Raw genomic sequence first — 16,850 nt, forward strand, 5'->3', positions numbered from 1 at the left:
ATGCCCCGGTCCGCGCTTCGCGACCGGGGGATAACCTACAATAACCGCCCCATTTTCAGCACGGCGGCAACGTTTCTCGCCGTCATACGCACGTTTTCAGCGGCATTTTCCAGCGCCTCATCCAGCGTACAAATTGAATAAATCACGCTGAATACCGCATCCAGGCCGTGCTGATGCACGATGCCGACGTCAGGCGTCAGGCTCCCGGCAATGCCGATGACCGGCAGATTATAGCGTTTTGCCACCCTCGCCACGCCAACCGGCACCTTGCCGTGCACCGTCTGGCTATCGATACGCCCTTCGCCGGTAATCACCAGGTCCGCATCCGCCACGATATCAGCAAGGTGCAGAGCGTCGGTCACGATCTCAATCCCCGGCCGCAGCTTTGCGCCGCAAAAGGCGTACAGGCCCGCGCCCATGCCTCCCGCCGCGCCGCCGCCTTCAAGATGCAGCACATCCATTTCTAAATCACGATGAATAATCTCGGCAAAATGGGCCAGCGCGCTATCCAGGCAGGAGATCATCTCCGCCGTCGCCCCTTTCTGCGGCCCAAATACCGCCGTCGCGCCCTCGGGCCCCGTCAGCGGATTGGTGACATCGCAAGCTACGTCGATACGACAGCTGGCCAGGCGCTTATCCAGTTCGCTAACGTCGATACGCGCGAGGTTTTCCAGCGCGCGTCCGCCGGCGGCAATCTGCTGGTTATCTTTAGTCAGCAGCTTCGCCCCCAGCGCCTGTACCATTCCGGCACCGCCGTCGTTCGTCGCGCTGCCGCCGATGCCGATAATAATTTGCGACACACCCGCGTCCAGCGCGTGGCGAATCAGCTCGCCGGTCCCCCACGAAGTGGTCAGCAGCGGATTGCGCCGCGCCGGCGGCACGCTCTCCAGACCGCTTGCCGCCGCCATTTCGATAAACGCGCACTGTTTATCGCCCGACAGGCCGTAAAAAGCGTCCACCGGCTCGCCGAGGGGACCGGTGACGGTAACCGCTATCCGGCATCCCTGGGTTGCGGCGACCATAGCTTCGACGGTCCCTTCGCCGCCGTCGGCAACAGGCAGTTTGACATATTCCGCATCGGCGTAAATTTCTCGAAAACCTTGCTCTATCGCGGTAGCAACATCCAGCGCACTCAGGCTCTCCTTGTATGAATCCGGTGCGATCACTATCTTCATAAGCTGTCCTTAAAATGAACGATGACCCGATGCCGTGCGGTCAATCGGCCCCCGAAGGGACCGATATTTCCTTAGCGCACCATGCAGGGACGCTTGTTATCAAACGTCCAGTTCGGGATTAAATACTGCATGCCCATAGCGTCATCGCGCGCGCCCAGGCCGTGTTTCTGGTACAGCTCATGGGCTTTCATCACCTGATCCATATCAAGCTCTACGCCAAGACCCGGTGTCGCCGGTACCTGTACCATCCCGCCTTTAATTTCAAACGGTTCTTTGGTCAGACGCTGGTTGCCTTCCTGCCAGATCCAGTGGGTATCGATGGCGGTAATTTTCCCCGGCGCCGCCGCTGCAACATGGGTGAACATCGCCAGCGAGATATCAAAGTGGTTGTTAGAGTGCGAGCCCCAGGTCAGACCAAACTCATGGCACATCTGCGCCACGCGGACGGAACCCTGCATGGTCCAGAAGTGCGGATCCGCCAGCGGAATATCCACCGACTGTAGCGACAGCGTATGGCCCATCTGACGCCAGTCGGTTGCGATCATATTGGTCGCCGTCGGCAGACCGGTGGCGCGACGGAACTCCGCCATCACTTCACGACCGGAGAAGCCCTGCTCGGCGCCGCACGGATCTTCCGCGTAGGCCAGCGATCCCTTCAGATATTTGCCGATCTTAATCGCTTCATTCAGCGACCACGCGCCGTTCGGATCCAGAGTTACGCGCGCCTGCGGGAAGCGCTTCGCCAGCGCGACGATAGATTCCGCCTCCTCTTCCCCGGCCAGCACGCCGCCTTTCAGTTTAAAGTCGTTAAAGCCATATTTCTCATACGCCGCTTCCGCCAGGCGCACCACCGCATCCGGGGTCATCGCTTCATCATGACGCAGGCGATACCAGTCGCATTTGTCATCCGGCTGGCTCTGATACGGCAGCGGCGTGGCTTTACGGTTACCGACGAAGAACAGATAGCCGAGCATTTCCACTTCGTTGCGCTGCTGACCATCGCCCAGAAGAGACGCCACGTTCACGCCCAGATGCTGGCCCAGCAGATCCAGCATCGCCGCTTCGATCCCGGTCACTACGTGAATTGTGGTACGCAGATCGAAGGTCTGCAAACCGCGCCCACCGGCGTCGCGGTCGGCGAAAGTATTGCGCACGGCGGTCAGCACGTTTTTATACTCACCCAACGTCTTACCAACCACCAGCGGGATCGCATCTTCGAGAGTCTTGCGGATTTTCTCTCCACCGGGGATTTCGCCGACGCCGGTATGGCCGGAATTATCTTTAATTACCACAATATTACGCGTGAAGAACGGGGCGTGCGCGCCGCTCAGGTTCATCAGCATGCTGTCGTGGCCCGCGACCGGAATGACCTGCATAGAAGAAACAACGGGGGTCGAAAATTGTGCGCTCATAGTTCAATCCTTATTCAAATCAGTGACGACTGAAAACGGGGCGTTTACGGTCAAAAGTCCATCCGGGGATCAGGTACTGCATTGGGCCTGCGTCATTACGCGCGCCGCCGGGCAGCCTTTTATAGGCCTCATGTGCCTTCTGTACCTGCTCCCAGTCCAGCTCAACGCCAAGTCCTGGCGCGTCCGGAACCGCGATTTTTCCGCGCTTAATCTCCAGCGGATTTTTGGTCAGGCGGCAATCTCCCTCCTGCCAAATCCAGTGGGTATCAATGGCCGTGGGGTTACCCGGCGCCGCCGCGCCGACGTGGGTAAACATGGCCAGTGAAATATCAAAGTGGTTATTGGAATGGCAGCCCCAGGTCAGGCCCCAGTCATCGCAAAGCTGCGCCACGCGCACCGCGCCGGACAGGGTCCAGAAGTGCGGATCGGCCAGCGGAATATCCACGGCGTTCAGCATCACCGCATGGCCCATTTCGCGCCAGTTGGTGGCGATCATGTTAGTTGCTACCGGCAGACCGGTAGCGCGGCGGAATTCCGCCATCACTTCGCGGCCGGAAAAGCCCTGCTCGGCGCCGCAGGGGTCTTCGGCGTAGGTCAGCACATCGTTCAGCCCTTTACACAGAGCGATGGCTTCGTCCAGCAGCCAGGCGCCGTTAGGGTCGACCGTAATGCGCGCATCCGGGAAACGCTTCTTCAGCGCGCGGGCGGTTTCGATCTCCTGCTCGCCGGGCAGCACGCCGCCTTTCAGTTTAAAATCTTTAAAGCCGTAGCGATCCTGCGCGGCTTCCGCCAGGCGCACCACCGCCTCACTGTTCAGCGCTTCCTGATGGCGCAGGCGATACCACGCGTGGCTGCCCGGCGTGCTTTCCAGGTAGGGCAGATCGGTTTTCGTACGATCGCCTACATAGAACAGATAGCCCAGCACGGTCACCGCATCACGCTGCTTGCCCGGCCCGAGCAGTTCGCAAACCGGCACGTTGAGCGCTTTGCCCAGCAGATCCAGCAGCGCTGCTTCCAGCGCCGCCACCGCGTTCACCCGCAGTTCGAACGTCCAGGCGCCTTTACCGAAGGTGTCAAAATCCGCGGCCTGGTTGCCTTTATGCACCTGCTGAACCACTTTATTCAGGCGGGCGACTTCCTGGCCCAACACCTGCGGGATAGCGTCAACCAGCGTCTGATAAATCACCTCGCCGCCTGGCGCTTCGCCGACGCCTGTATTGCCGGCGTTGTCGGTCAGCACCACGATATTGCGGGTGAAATACGCGTTATGGGCGCCGCCGATGTTGAGCAGCATACTGTCCTGCCCGGCCACCGGGATAACCTTCATGTCCGTGATAACGGGACTCGATTGCGTTGTCATGATGATTGTCCTGCCACTGGTTTCAGTTCAATACGCTTAATATCACCGACCAGCACCAGATAGCTCAGCACCGCCACCAGCGCATGGACACCCACATAAATCAGCGCACCGTTAAACGAACCGGTGGTTCCGACGATATAGCCGATGGCAATTGGCGTCACGATGCCGGAGATATTGCCGAACATATTGAACAGACCGCCGCTCAGGCCGCTGATCTCTTTCGGCGCCGTATCCGCCATCACCGCCCAGCCCAGCGCGCCGATGCCTTTACCGAAGAAGGCCAGCGCCATAAAACCGATGATCATCCACTCCACGTTGACGTAGTTACAGAACACCATCACCATCGACAGCAGCATTCCCATCACGATCGGCGTTTTACGCGCGATGTTCAGCGAGCCGGTACGCCGCATCAGCCAGTCGGAAATAATCCCGCCGAGCACGCCGCCCGCGAAGCCGCAAATTGCCGGCACCGACGCGACAAAACCGGCTTTCAGAATGGACATGCCGCGCGCCTGCACCAGATAAACCGGGAACCAGGTGATGAAGAAATAGGTTAAAGCGTTGATGCAGTATTGGCCGATATAGACGCCGATCATCATGCGGGAACCCAGCAGCTGCTTGATTTGCCCCCATTTTACGCTAAATGGCACTTTGGCTTTGGCTGCCGCCTGATCCATGTTGATCAGCGCGCCGCCTGCGGCAATGTAATCCAGCTCTTTTTGGTTCACACCCGGATGCTGGTTCGGTTCATGAATCACCTTCAGCCAGACAAAGCTGATGATAATCCCGAGGCCGCCCATAAAGAAGAACACGTGCGACCAGCCCACCTCATGGGTCAGCCAACCCATGATTGGCGCAAAAATAACGGTGGCAAAGTATTGCGCGGAGTTAAAAATAGCCACCGCCGTGCCCCTCTCCTGGGCGGGGAACCAGGCCGCGACGATACGGCTGTTTCCGGGGAAAGATGGCGCTTCGGCCAGGCCGACAAGGAAACGCAGGGTAAACAACGCGACGATAATGCCGAAGCCGCTAAAGATATCGACGAAGCCCTGCAGTAGGGTAAACATGGACCAGATAAAAATGGACCAGAAATAGACGCGTTTTGAACCGAATCGGTCAAGCAGCCAGCCGCCTGGGATCTGACCGATAACGTAGGCCCATGAGAAGGCGGAGAAAACATAACCCATGCCAACGGCGTCAAGACCAATATCTTTGGCCATCTCCGATCCGGCAATGGATAAGGTGGCGCGGTCGCCGTAGTTGAAGGATGTGACGATAAACAGCATCACCACTATCCAGTAGCGAGCATTGGTGCGCTTTTCAGCGCCGCTCGCCGCCTGACTTAATGAACTCATTGTTGCACTCCTGAATCATAGCGTTAGCTACGTTCATTCTGAACAGCACAACCTGTAGGGTACTCAGAATGACGTGTTAGTGTTTTTCATTGTTTTCGTTATATCTGGCACTGCATTGGGAACTGGCAGGGAAAGTATAAAAAGAGGGGCTGCCGGGCTCACCGTGCAAATACACAGCTTTCACCGGCTGAGCAAATCTGATTTATGGCGTATGCCTAACGAGATGGGGGATGGTTCACGGAAATGAAAAACCGCGCCCGTTGAGAGGTGGAGAGGGCGGTACAAAAGACAGGAGTGTGAATCAACTCTCTTGACCCCGTGAAATAGCCCGGTAAAGACCCTGGCATAACACAGGTTTTAAGGCAAATGCCCGAAGCCAGCCGCGCGGAGAATTGGTACGATCTTTTTGACCGTTAATCTGGCACTGGCATTGAACATCAGTAATAAAAGGGGCGCCCTCTATTGTAGGGAGAGGGCGAAACTTTTTAATCAAGCAGCGTCGCCCACTGCGTTACCCATGGGTTAGAGACGCTTTCGGGTTCCGGATCTTCGCTGGCGTCAATCATCAGCATATCGCCCACGCGCGTGCCGCCCTGCTCCTGCAATAACGCATCAAACTTCAAACCGCCGCCGCAGAAGTTGGCGTAGGTGCTATCGCCCAGGGCGATAATGCCATAGCGTAAATGCGGCTGGTACATATCTTTGATGCCTTCGTACAAGGGCACAATGCTGTCCGGTAAATCGCCCTGCCCGGTGGTCGAAGTCACCACTAGCGCATATTTCCCGGTATATGACTCCCAGTCTTTGACTTCAGGATCTTCAAAGACTTTCGCCTGATGACCCAGCCCGCTCAAAATAGCCTGCGCCTCTTCGGCGACCAGGAGCGAATTTCCATACATCGTACCGACAAAAATTCCGACTTCCGCCATGACTAGCTCCCTGAATTGACCTGTATCTCTTCATCCTGACCGCAGTCGTCGGCAAACTCAACCCTTTCATTTAGCGGGAGAAGGCCGCGCCAGCCAAACTGCGACAGCGCGCGCATCCAGACGTCGTCAAGACCGGCGCGAATGACCAGCGGTTCGCCGGTAAAGGGATGCGTTAACGAGAGCTGGCTGGCGTGCAGCATCAGCCGATCGCAGCCAAAATGTTCCGCCGCGCTGCGATTCTGCCGCAAATCGCCGTGTTTGCTATCGCCGATAATCGGATGGCGAAGATGGGCAAGATGGCGACGCAACTGATGTTTACGTCCGGTTTTCGGTTCCAGTTCCACCAGGCTATAGCGGGTCGTGGGGTAACGTCCTGTCGCTACCGGCATCTCTACCGTCGCCAGGCCGCGATAATGCGTCACCGCCGGTTGCGGGTCTTTATTTTCGCGAGCGAACTTATCGGCGATTTTATCCAGCTCCTCAACCAGCGGATAATCAAGCACCGCTTCGTCGTTGAGCCAGCCGCGAGCGATCGCATGATAGCGTTTCTGCATTTGATGCTGCTCGAACTGCTGCGACAGCAATCTTCCCGCTTCGCTCGATAGCCCCATCAACAACACGCCGGACGTCGGCCTGTCGAGACGATGGGCGGTGAACACGTGCTGGCCTATCTGGTCGCGCACGGTCTGCATTACCACCACTTTTTCATCACGATCCAGCCAGCTACGGTGCACCAGCCAGCCCGAAGGTTTGTTTACCGCGACCAGCCAACGGTCCTGATATACAATTTCCAGCATCAGGCTTCGCCGCCGGCAAACAGCGCATCCAGCAGGACCAGTTCGGCCAGCAACCGCTCGCGTACGGGGTGAGCGTTATCGAGGGCCATCTCATAATAGGGGGCAACGGCGAAGTTCTGCGGTAGCGGCATTCCGCTTTCCAGCAGCTGGCGCATACGCGGAATCAATACCCACTGCAGCCATTCAATCGGCTCCATGGTGTCGAGGCAAAACGGCTGTTCGCTGGCAAACGCGCGGCTATCGGGGGCACTATCCTGCCAGTGTTCCGTTTCGCGCAGCAGCGCTTCAATGGCGAGCAGGCGCTCGCGCACGCGATGGTCAAGAGTCATGGGAAACCTCGGTGAGTTGAAAACCGGCGCAGAATAGCAAATTCAGACGAGAAATAAAAAAAGGGAGCACTGTATAAAACAGTGCTCCCGGTTCGTTTTGCAGCAATCCAGCTACATTGGTGCTCCCTGCTCGTCCTTGAAAACTTTTCCTGAGGTCTCCTGACCATGTTCATCCATAAACAGTTGCATCCTGCTTTCACACCACCCCGATGCGAAATAACTCATCCTTAAGTCTATCCTGATCTTCCTGATCCACCGAACGTCCCGCTCGGCTCTCGTTCTCCTTCCTGGAGGTGTCCTTTTACGCAATCCTGCGTTATCCTGTGCTTCATCCTGAAGCCTGTCCTTGCAACGCCGTCCTGGCGGGTCCTGCAGAAGCGTCATCATCCTGATGTTCACTTCGTTTATCAACTCCCTGTCGATGTGTATAGAATCCCTGATTCCGCCCTGTCTTACAACCCTTGTTAAGACAATATCTTAAGATTATTCGTCAGTATCCTTAATAAGAAAATCATTAATCACTTGAAAAATCTTAAATTTCTTAAAATATAGTCCTTGAAGGATCGGCTTAAATGATGACGATCTCTTACAGGTCTTGTAAGAGATCTCTCACAAAAATTTGAGTAGTCTGGATTACAGAACAGGCTCAAGGGAATTGAGGAAACTCGCAAGCGAGGGGGAAAGAGTCGCGCGTTTTCGGGTGCCAAGGGTCTCTTTGATCACTTCACCGCTCATATTACAGACCGAAATGACATCCAGTTCGCTGTCGAGGGTGGCGATAAACAGGGTCGGCGACAGCTTCAAACGCTTTTGCACCAGCAGATGACCGATCAGATTTTCCTGCACCCGCTGGAAATCATCCGGGCTCCAGGTTTGCAGCAGCGTCATGGTTTCATCGGCGAAACGCGCCTGCATATCACCGGCAAACTGAGTGGTATAATAAGCATGAAGCGGTTGTTGTACCACAATCTCCAGCGCCCGTTCAACTGCGTGAATGTTTTGTTCTAATGAAAACGGCTGCGGCTGCCAGAAAACACCGTCATCATCCGTGCCGTTGACGCACGGCGACGGAATACCGTAAAGCTCTTCGCTACGCGGCAGGCTGGAGCGCTGCTGCTGCCACGCCTCACAGTAACGTTGGGTAAATGCTTGTAGCGCTTCTGCGGTTTGCTGATCCACCGGTTTCTCTCTTCACGTTAGACAGGATACACTTGGCATATAGTGTAACCGCTTTAACTATGGTGAAACATGTCTTCTTACGATAATCATCAGGCGCTGGCCGGCCTCACGCTCGGAAAATCAACCGATTACCGCGATACCTACGACGCCAGCCTGCTTCAGGGCGTCCCGCGCAGCCTGAACCGCGACCCGCTGGATCTGCACGCCGATAATCTGCCGTTTCACGGCGCCGATATCTGGACGCTGTACGAGCTCTCCTGGCTGAACGCCAAAGGTCTGCCGCAGGTCGCCGTGGGCCACGTTGAGCTCAGCGACACCACCGTAAATCTGGTGGAATCAAAAAGCTTTAAGCTCTATCTCAACAGCTTTAACCAGACGCGTTTTGCCGACTGGCAGGCGGTCGAGGCGACGCTGGCGCGCGATCTCAGCGCCTGCGCCGAAGGGGAAGTGAAGGTGTCGCTGTATCGCCTTGATGAGCTCGAAGGCCAGCCGGTGGCCCATCTGCACGGCACCTGCATCGACGACCAGGATATTGAAATCGATAACTACCAGTTTAGCGCCGATTACCTGCAGGACGCCGCTGCCGGCAAAGTGGTCGAAGAGACCCTGGTCAGCCATCTGCTGAAGTCCAACTGCCTGATTACCCATCAGCCTGACTGGGGCTCGGTGCAGATTCAGTATCGCGGGGCGAAAATCGATCGCGAAAAACTGCTGCGCTATCTGGTGTCATTCCGCCATCACAACGAATTCCACGAGCAGTGCGTAGAGCGCATCTTTAACGATATTCAGCGTTTCTGCCAGCCGGAAGCCCTTTCGGTTTATGCGCGCTACACGCGACGCGGCGGTCTGGACATCAACCCGTGGCGCAGCAATACCGATTTTGTGCCGGCCACCGGTCGCCTCGCCCGTCAATAATCAACATTTTCACAATTTGCGTGCGTTAACCCGCGCGCAAGGTTGTGAAAACGCCATCAGCAGGGCTATTGTAATCACAGGAAGACGATAATCGTCCTGTAAGGAGTTCACTTGATTACACATGTTAGCCCGCTTGGTTCAATGGATATGCTGTCGCAGCTGGAAGTGGATATGCTTAAACGCACCGCCAGCAGTGACCTGTATCAACTCTTTCGCAACTGCTCGCTTGCTGTGCTCAACTCGGGGAGCCTGACCGATAACAGCAAGGAGCTTCTGTCTCGTTTTGAAAACTTCGATATTAACGTGCTGCGTCGCGAACGCGGCGTGAAGCTGGAACTGATCAACCCGCCGGAAGACGCTTTCGTTGACGGGCGTATTATCCGTTCCCTGCAGGCCAACCTGTTTGCCGTACTGCGCGATATCCTGTTCGTCTACGGCCAGATCCACAACACCGTCCGCTTCCCGAACCTCGATCTTGAAAGCTCGGTGCATATCACCAACCTGGTCTTCTCCATTTTGCGTAACGCCCGCGCCCTGCACGTTGGCGAAGCGCCAAATATGATTGTCTGCTGGGGCGGCCACTCGATTAACGAAAATGAGTATCTGTACGCCCGCCGCGTAGGCACCCAGTTGGGTCTGCGCGAACTTAACATCTGCACCGGCTGTGGACCGGGCGCGATGGAAGCGCCAATGAAAGGCGCCGCCGTCGGCCACGCGCAGCAGCGTTACAGAGACAGCCGCTTTATCGGGATGACCGAGCCGTCAATTATCGCCGCCGAGCCGCCGAATCCGCTGGTGAACGAACTGATCATCATGCCGGATATCGAAAAACGTCTGGAGGCGTTCGTGCGCATCGCCCACGGCATCATCATCTTCCCGGGCGGCGTGGGCACGGCGGAAGAGCTGCTCTATCTGCTGGGCATTTTGATGCACCCGTCGAACAAGTCGCAGGTTCTGCCGCTGATCCTCACCGGGCCAAAAGAGAGCGCCGATTATTTCCGCGTACTGGATGAGTTTATCGTCCATACGCTGGGCGAATCCGCCCGTCATCACTATCGCATCATCATCGACGACGCCGCAGAAGTTGCCCGTCAGATGAAAAAAGCGATGCCGATGGTCAAAGAGAACCGCCGCGAAACCGGAGACGCCTACAGCTTCAACTGGTCGATGCGTATTGCGCCGGACCTGCAGATGCCGTTCGACCCCACCCACGACAATATGGCCAACCTTAAACTCTATCCGGACCAGCCGGTGGAAGTGCTGGCAGCGGATCTCCGCCGCGCCTTCTCCGGTATCGTCGCCGGTAACGTTAAAGAGGTGGGTATCCAGGCTATCGAGAAATTCGGCCCGTATAAGATTCACGGCGATCCGGCGATGATGCGCCGCATGGATGACTTGCTGCAGGGCTTTGTGGCGCAGCATCGTATGAAGCTGCCGGGCGGCACCGCCTACATCCCCTGCTACGAAATCTGTTCCTGAGTTCTCTTGTGCTCTTCTCCCGGGCGGCGGCTTACGCCCCCCGGGCATTTCTCCCCGCCCTTGCCGCAATATTTCCCCGCGTCTTCAGTTCTCAATACGCCCGAATGCTTTCCAAATAAATCATTCCTTTTATGAATTTTTAGCGCCATTTCCACAAAAGCCAATCGTTTGCGTTTCCAAAAATGGCAATAAATATCACCAGGAAAGATGACTTTTAACGTAAAAACGTCGAGAACATCGCATTTTTACAGTAAAAACCTCGTTATTACGTCCCGCCACTATTCTCTCATATGCTGAAAATGATAGCCTCCGCGCCACAAATCTCTGGCTGATCACCAGAAACAGGCTTTTGGACTAAAATTGCTTACATTTAAAGTGGATTATTGCATTTGAGATCGCGATCACTGATGCATTCACCATATAAATGTATCTTCCCGCACCAATTGTTACGGAGAAAATGCCTAAAAAACCGTAAACAAACGAATTTCATATTATTTGGTCTTTTTTATTCAATAGATTTTGTTGCTTCCTCCAGGAGATACAGATGGAAACCACTCAAACCAGCACCATCGTTTCGGATGCTACCCGTAGCGGTTGGCGTAAGACGGACACCATGTGGATGCTGGGCCTGTACGGCACGGCTATCGGCGCGGGCGTCCTGTTCCTGCCGATCAACGCCGGCGTCGGCGGTATGATCCCGCTGATCATCATGGCGATTCTGGCCTTCCCGATGACCTTCTTCGCCCACCGCGGGATGACCCGTTTCGTGCTGTCCGGTAAGAATCCAGGTGAAGACATCACCGAAGTGGTTGAAGAGCATTTCGGCGTCGGCGCAGGTAAGCTGATTACCCTGCTCTACTTCTTCGCCATCTACCCGATTCTGTTGGTTTACAGCGTGGCGATCACCAATACCGTCGAAAGCTTTATGCTGCACCAGCTGCATATCACGCCGCCGCCGCGCGCGATTCTTTCCCTGATTCTGATTGTCGGCATGATGACCATCGTGCGCTTCGGCGAGCAGATGATTGTGAAAGCGATGAGCGTGCTGGTGTTCCCGTTCGTGGTCGCGCTGATGATCCTGGCCTTTTATCTGATCCCGCAGTGGAACGGCGCGGCGCTGGAGACACTCTCCCTGAGCAGCGCGACCGCGACCGGCAACGGCCTGTGGATGACCCTGTGGCTGGCGATTCCGGTCATGGTGTTCTCCTTTAACCACTCGCCGATCATCTCCTCCTTCGCCGTGGCGAAACGCGAAGAGTACGGCCAGGGCGCAGAGAAAAAATGTTCCAGCATTCTGGCCCGCGCGCACATTATGATGGTGCTTACCGTGATGTTCTTCGTCTTCAGTTGCGTACTGAGCCTCTCCCCGGCGGATCTGGCGGCGGCGAAAGATCAGAACATCTCGATTCTGTCTTACCTGGCGAACCACTTTAACGCGCCGATCATCGCCTGGATGGCGCCGATCATTGCGATGATCGCCATCACCAAATCCTTCCTTGGCCACTACCTGGGCGCTCGCGAAGGCTTTAACGGCATGGTGATTAAATCCCTGCGCGGTAAAGGCAAGTCCATCGAAATCAACAAACTGAACAAAATCACCGCCCTGTTCATGCTGGTCACCACCTGGATTGTGGCGACGCTGAACCCCAGCATCCTTGGGATGATCGAAACCCTGGGCGGCCCAATTATCGCGATGATTCTGTTCCTGATGCCGATGTACGCGATTCAGAAAGTCCCGGCGATGCGCAAATACAGCGGCCACGTCAGCAACGTATTCGTAGTGATTATGGGCCTGATTGCTATCTCCGCGATTTTCTACTCTCTGTTTAGCTAATATCCCCCGCGCCGCTTAACGGCGGCGCGCCTCCCGACAGCACTGGATGCATCATGATCAGCGTATTCGATATTTTTAAAATCGGCATTGGCCCTTCCAGCTCCCACACCGTTGGACCGATGAAAGCGGGCAAACAATTCACGGACGATCTTATTGAGCGCGGGCTGCTTCCCGAGGTAACCAAAGTCGTCGTCGATGTCTACGGCTCCCTTTCCCTGACCGGTAAAGGCCACCATACCGACATCGCGATTATTATGGGCCTGGCGGGCAACCTGCCGGATACCGTCGATATCGACGCGATTCCCGGCTTTATCCAGGACGTCAACACCCATGGCCGCCTGATGCTGGCGAACGGCCAGCAGGAAGTGGCGTTCCCGGTCGATCAGTGCATGAATTTCCACGCCGACAACCTGTCGCGGCATGAGAACGGCATGCGTATTACCGCCCTCGGCGGCGAGAAGGTTCTCTACAGCCAGACGTACTACTCCATCGGCGGCGGCTTTATCGTCGACGAAGACCATTTCGGCATGACCGCCGAAGCGCCTGTCGCCGTCCCTTATCCGTATAAAAGCGCCGCCGACCTGCAGCGCCACTGCCGCGAAAGCGGGCTATCGCTCTCCGGCCTGATGATGCAAAACGAGCTGGCGCTGCACAGTAAAGAAGCGCTGGAGCAGCACTTTGCCGCGGTCTGGGAGGTGATGAGCAGCGGAATTGAGCGCGGCATTACCACCGAGGGGGTTTTGCCGGGCAAGCTGCGGGTTCCCCGTCGCGCCGCCGCGCTGCGCCGGATGCTGGTAAGCCAGGACAATACCAACAGCGACCCGATGGCGGTCGTTGACTGGATTAATATGTTCGCCCTGGCGGTTAACGAAGAGAACGCCGCCGGCGGGCGCGTGGTGACCGCGCCGACCAACGGCGCCTGCGGTATCGTACCTGCGGTGCTGGCCTACTATGACAAGTTCATCCGCAAAGTGAACGCCAACTCGCTGGCGCGCTATATGCTGGTCACCAGCGCCATTGGCTCGCTCTATAAGATGAACGCCTCAATTTCCGGCGCCGAAGTGGGCTGCCAGGGAGAAGTCGGCGTAGCCTGTTCAATGGCGGCGGCTGGTCTGGCTGAACTGCTGGGCGGCAGTCCGGGTCAGGTATGCATCGCTGCGGAAATTGGTATGGAACACAACCTCGGTCTCACCTGCGATCCGGTTGCCGGCCAGGTGCAGGTGCCGTGCATCGAGCGTAACGCTATCGCGGCGGTCAAGGCGGTCAACGCCGCGCGTATGGCCCTGCGCCGCACCAGCGAGCCGCGGGTGTGCCTCGATAAAGTCATCGAGACCATGTACGAAACAGGCAAAGATATGAACGCCAAATATCGTGAAACCTCGCGCGGCGGCCTGGCAATGAAGATTGTCGCCTGCGATTAACCCCTCTCCCGGTATGCTGCGGTATGCCGGGCTTTCTTTTCCCTGCCCTCACCCTTCATTTATGTTATATAAATGACAATTTAGTTATTTATTAGTTATAAAGACGATTTGTTACCTTACGGAAAACCGCTCAAGGAGAACAAATCATGCTCAGATTATCCCGCCCGGCGCTGCTACTCCTGCTTGCAGGCTTATCCATTTCCGCGCTGGCGAAGGCGCCGGAGACCGTGAACATCGGTTATCAGAAAGCGAATATCTTCGCGCTGCTTAAATATCGCGGCACCCTCGATGAAAGCTTCAAAAAGCAGGGTATCGCCGTACGCTGGATTGAATTTCCCGCCGGGCCGCAGATGCTGGAAGGACTGAACGTTGGCAGCATCGACCTTGCCGCCACCGGCGATGCGCCCCCGGCCTTTGCCCAGGCGGCGCAGGCGGATCTGGTCTATTTAGCCCACTCTCCGGCGAACCCAAAAACCGAAGCCATCGTGGTGGCGGAAAACTCGACGGTAAAGAGTGTCGCCGACCTTAAAGGCAAGCGCGTGGGGCTCAATAAAGGCTCCGACGTGAACTATCTGCTGGTGACCGCGCTGGAGAAAGCCGGGCTGAGTTATAAAGATATCACGCCGGTCTATCTGCCGCCTGCTGACGCCCGCGCCGCCTTCCAGCGCGGCGCCATTGACGCCTGGGTTATTTGGGATCCGTTCCTCGCCGAAGTGGAAACGAACGCCAAAGCGCGGCAGATTCGCAATGCCGAAGGGCTGGTGCCGCACTACACTTTCTACCTGGCCAGCCGCAAATTTGCCGACACGTATCCGGATACCGCAAAGCAGGTGGTGGATGAGCTGGGTAAACTGAGCGAATGGGCCAACGGTCATCAGGACGATGCCGCCGGGATCCTCTCCACCTCTACCGGGCTGGATAAAGCTATCTGGCTGAAGACGCTGGCGCGTCTGCCTTATGGCGCAGAGCGTATGACGCCTGCGGTCTATAACGAACAGCAGGCGCTGGCGGATACCTTCACCCGTATCGGCCTGCTGCCGGTAAAAGTAGACGTGCGCAGCGCGACCTGGTCGCTGGATAAGCAGTAAGCCTTCACTTCCCGGGTCGCGGCGCAGTCGCCTGTCCGGGCTACCGGCCCGCAGACGGCGGTGGACCCGTAGCCCGGACAGGCGCGTCAAGCGCCGCCTCCGGGAAAAACCTTCCGCCCCACAGTTCAGCCCCTCACCCTTCGGGGAGAGGGGGACCGGCAAAATTAACTCACCTTCTCTTCACGTCCGACCACGACCTGCGCGCCGTAGCGATAGCCTGCGCCCGGATGCGGCGCAGCCAGCCGCGGGCCGGCGCCAAACAGCTTCTCGCGCAGGGTTCCCTCGCGATACTCCTGCTTAAACACGCCGCGCTTTTGCAGCTCCGGGACCAGCAAATCCACCACGTCGCGGAAGGTTTCGTGGGTCACCGCATAGGCGAGGTTAAAGCCATCGACGTCGGTCTCCTCGACCCAGGACTGCAGCTCATCGGCGACCGTCTGCGGGCTGCCGACCACCAGTGGCCCGAAGCCGCCGATCCCCGCCCAGTCCGCCAGCTTCTGTACGGTCCACTGGCTATTCGGATCGGCGGTGGAAAACGCCTCTACCATCGACTGAATCGCGTTGGTATGCAGATACTCCAGCACCTGATCCGGCTGATACTGACCAAGGTCGATGCCGGTCCAGCCGGAGAGCAGCGCCAGCGCCCCTTCGTAGCTAACGTACGGTTTATACTCCTGCCATTTCGCCTGAGCTTCACGGTCGGTTTCGCCAACAATGACCGTCTGCATATTGAAGATCAGGATGCTGCGCGGATCGCGCCCGGCCTCCTCGGCGCGACGGCGAATATCCGCCACCGTCTTTTTCAGCAGCACTTTCGACGGCGCGCCGACAAATACGCACTCCGCGTGGCCGGCGGCGAACTGCTTGCCGCGGCTGGAAGCGCCCGCCTGATAGAGCACCGGCGTACGCTGCGGCGATGGCTCGCAGAGGTGGATCCCCGGCACCGAAAAGAAGTTGCCCTGATGGTTAATCGGATGAATTTTTCGCGGATCGCTGAAGATCTTACGTTCCCTGTCGCGTAGCACCGCGCCATCCTCCCAGCTCCCTTCCAGCAGCTTATAGACCACCTCCAGATACTCATCGGCGTAGTCGTAGCGGGCATCGTGGTCGGTCTGCGCTTTCTGGCCAATATTACGCGCCCCGCTCTCCAGATAGGAGGTCACGATATTCCAGCCCACTCGCCCCTTCGTCAGATGGTCGAGCGTCGACAGGCGGCGGGCGAACGGATAGGGATGCTCAAAAGAGAGCGAAGCGGTCAGACCGAATCCGAGATGCTCCGTCACCAGCGCCATCGGCGTAATCAGCGCCAGCGGATCGTTGACCGGCACCTGCGCCGCCTGCCGGAGCGCCGCATCGCCGTTGCCGTTCAGCACGTCATAGACGCCCAGCACGTCGGCGATAAACAGCCCGTCAAACTTGCCGCGCTCCAGCAAACGCGCCAGGTCGACCCAATACTCAAGGTCTTTATACTGCCAGGAGCAGTCGCGAGGATGGGCCCACAGCCCCGGCGACTGATGGCCGACGCAGTTCATATCAAAAGCGTTCAGACGAATTTCACGTTGTGATGACATAGCGCT

General features: G+C 57.1%; 14 protein-coding genes. 5 read left to right on the forward strand and 9 right to left on the reverse strand.

What is annotated here, in order from left to right:
* Nucleotides 1-35: 35 nt before the first annotated feature.
* From KCG39_RS13140 to syd, 8 genes are all read right to left on the reverse strand, one after another.
* Nucleotides 36-1,175, reverse strand: a complete 1,140-nt coding sequence (locus KCG39_RS13140; RefSeq protein ID WP_049113325.1) for a glycerate kinase — start codon at nt 1,173-1,175, stop codon at nt 36-38.
* Between the two features lie 71 nt (nt 1,176-1,246).
* Entirely contained in the window at nt 1,247-2,587 is a 1,341-nt protein-coding gene (gudD, locus tag KCG39_RS13145) for a glucarate dehydratase (protein ID WP_049113326.1), read from the reverse strand.
* Between the two features lie 19 nt (nt 2,588-2,606).
* Nucleotides 2,607-3,947: an enolase C-terminal domain-like protein gene (locus KCG39_RS13150; RefSeq protein ID WP_211811622.1), complete on the reverse strand. Its 1,341-nt coding sequence runs from the start codon at nt 3,945-3,947 to the stop codon at nt 2,607-2,609.
* Entirely contained in the window at nt 3,944-5,302 is a 1,359-nt protein-coding gene (gudP, locus tag KCG39_RS13155) for a galactarate/glucarate/glycerate transporter GudP (RefSeq protein WP_004124361.1), read from the reverse strand. Before gudP ends, KCG39_RS13150 begins: the two co-directional genes overlap by 4 nt.
* Before the next feature lie 485 nt (nt 5,303-5,787).
* On the reverse strand, nt 5,788-6,231 hold the full coding sequence (locus tag KCG39_RS13160; protein ID WP_004124364.1) for a flavodoxin: 444 nt from the start codon (nt 6,229-6,231) through the stop codon (nt 5,788-5,790).
* Nucleotides 6,232-6,233: 2 nt separating this feature from the next.
* On the reverse strand, nt 6,234-7,028 hold the full coding sequence (gene truC, locus KCG39_RS13165; RefSeq protein ID WP_004124368.1) for a tRNA pseudouridine(65) synthase TruC: 795 nt from the start codon (nt 7,026-7,028) through the stop codon (nt 6,234-6,236).
* Nucleotides 7,028-7,357, reverse strand: a complete 330-nt coding sequence (locus tag KCG39_RS13170; RefSeq protein WP_004124369.1) for a YqcC family protein — start codon at nt 7,355-7,357, stop codon at nt 7,028-7,030. Before KCG39_RS13170 ends, truC begins: the two co-directional genes overlap by 1 nt.
* Nucleotides 7,358-7,990: 633 nt before the next feature.
* Entirely contained in the window at nt 7,991-8,536 is a 546-nt protein-coding gene (syd, locus tag KCG39_RS13175) for a SecY-interacting protein (RefSeq protein WP_142468455.1), read from the reverse strand.
* A gap of 69 nt (nt 8,537-8,605) precedes the next feature.
* Between syd and queF the strand changes: the two genes are divergently transcribed.
* The 5 genes from queF to KCG39_RS13200 all read left to right on the forward strand — a co-directional run bounded on the left by queF (nt 8,606) and on the right by KCG39_RS13200 (nt 15,273).
* Nucleotides 8,606-9,451 (forward strand): NADPH-dependent 7-cyano-7-deazaguanine reductase QueF, encoded by an 846-nt coding sequence (gene queF / locus KCG39_RS13180; RefSeq protein ID WP_004124372.1) that lies wholly within the window; start codon nt 8,606-8,608, stop codon nt 9,449-9,451.
* Between the two features lie 111 nt (nt 9,452-9,562).
* Complete coding sequence (ppnN, locus tag KCG39_RS13185) at nt 9,563-10,930, forward strand: nucleotide 5'-monophosphate nucleosidase PpnN (RefSeq protein WP_142468456.1); 1,368 nt, start codon at nt 9,563-9,565, stop codon at nt 10,928-10,930.
* Nucleotides 10,931-11,474: 544 nt separating this feature from the next.
* Complete coding sequence (locus KCG39_RS13190; RefSeq protein WP_004124376.1) at nt 11,475-12,764, forward strand: HAAAP family serine/threonine permease; 1,290 nt, start codon at nt 11,475-11,477, stop codon at nt 12,762-12,764.
* Between the two features lie 53 nt (nt 12,765-12,817).
* Entirely contained in the window at nt 12,818-14,185 is a 1,368-nt protein-coding gene (locus KCG39_RS13195; protein WP_139529042.1) for an L-serine ammonia-lyase, read from the forward strand.
* A 146-nt stretch (nt 14,186-14,331) separates the two neighbouring features.
* Nucleotides 14,332-15,273, forward strand: a complete 942-nt coding sequence (locus KCG39_RS13200) for an aliphatic sulfonate ABC transporter substrate-binding protein (RefSeq protein WP_142446849.1) — start codon at nt 14,332-14,334, stop codon at nt 15,271-15,273.
* Nucleotides 15,274-15,437: 164 nt separating this feature from the next.
* On the opposite strand, the gene KCG39_RS13205 is transcribed toward KCG39_RS13200, so the two are convergent.
* Nucleotides 15,438-16,844 (reverse strand): LLM class flavin-dependent oxidoreductase, encoded by a 1,407-nt coding sequence (locus KCG39_RS13205; protein WP_142468457.1) that lies wholly within the window; start codon nt 16,842-16,844, stop codon nt 15,438-15,440.
* Nucleotides 16,845-16,850: the final 6 nt, after the last annotated feature.

Origin of the sequence: Klebsiella pasteurii (genome assembly GCF_018139045.1) — a bacterium.
In the GTDB taxonomy this organism is placed as follows: domain Bacteria; phylum Pseudomonadota; class Gammaproteobacteria; order Enterobacterales; family Enterobacteriaceae; genus Klebsiella; species Klebsiella grimontii.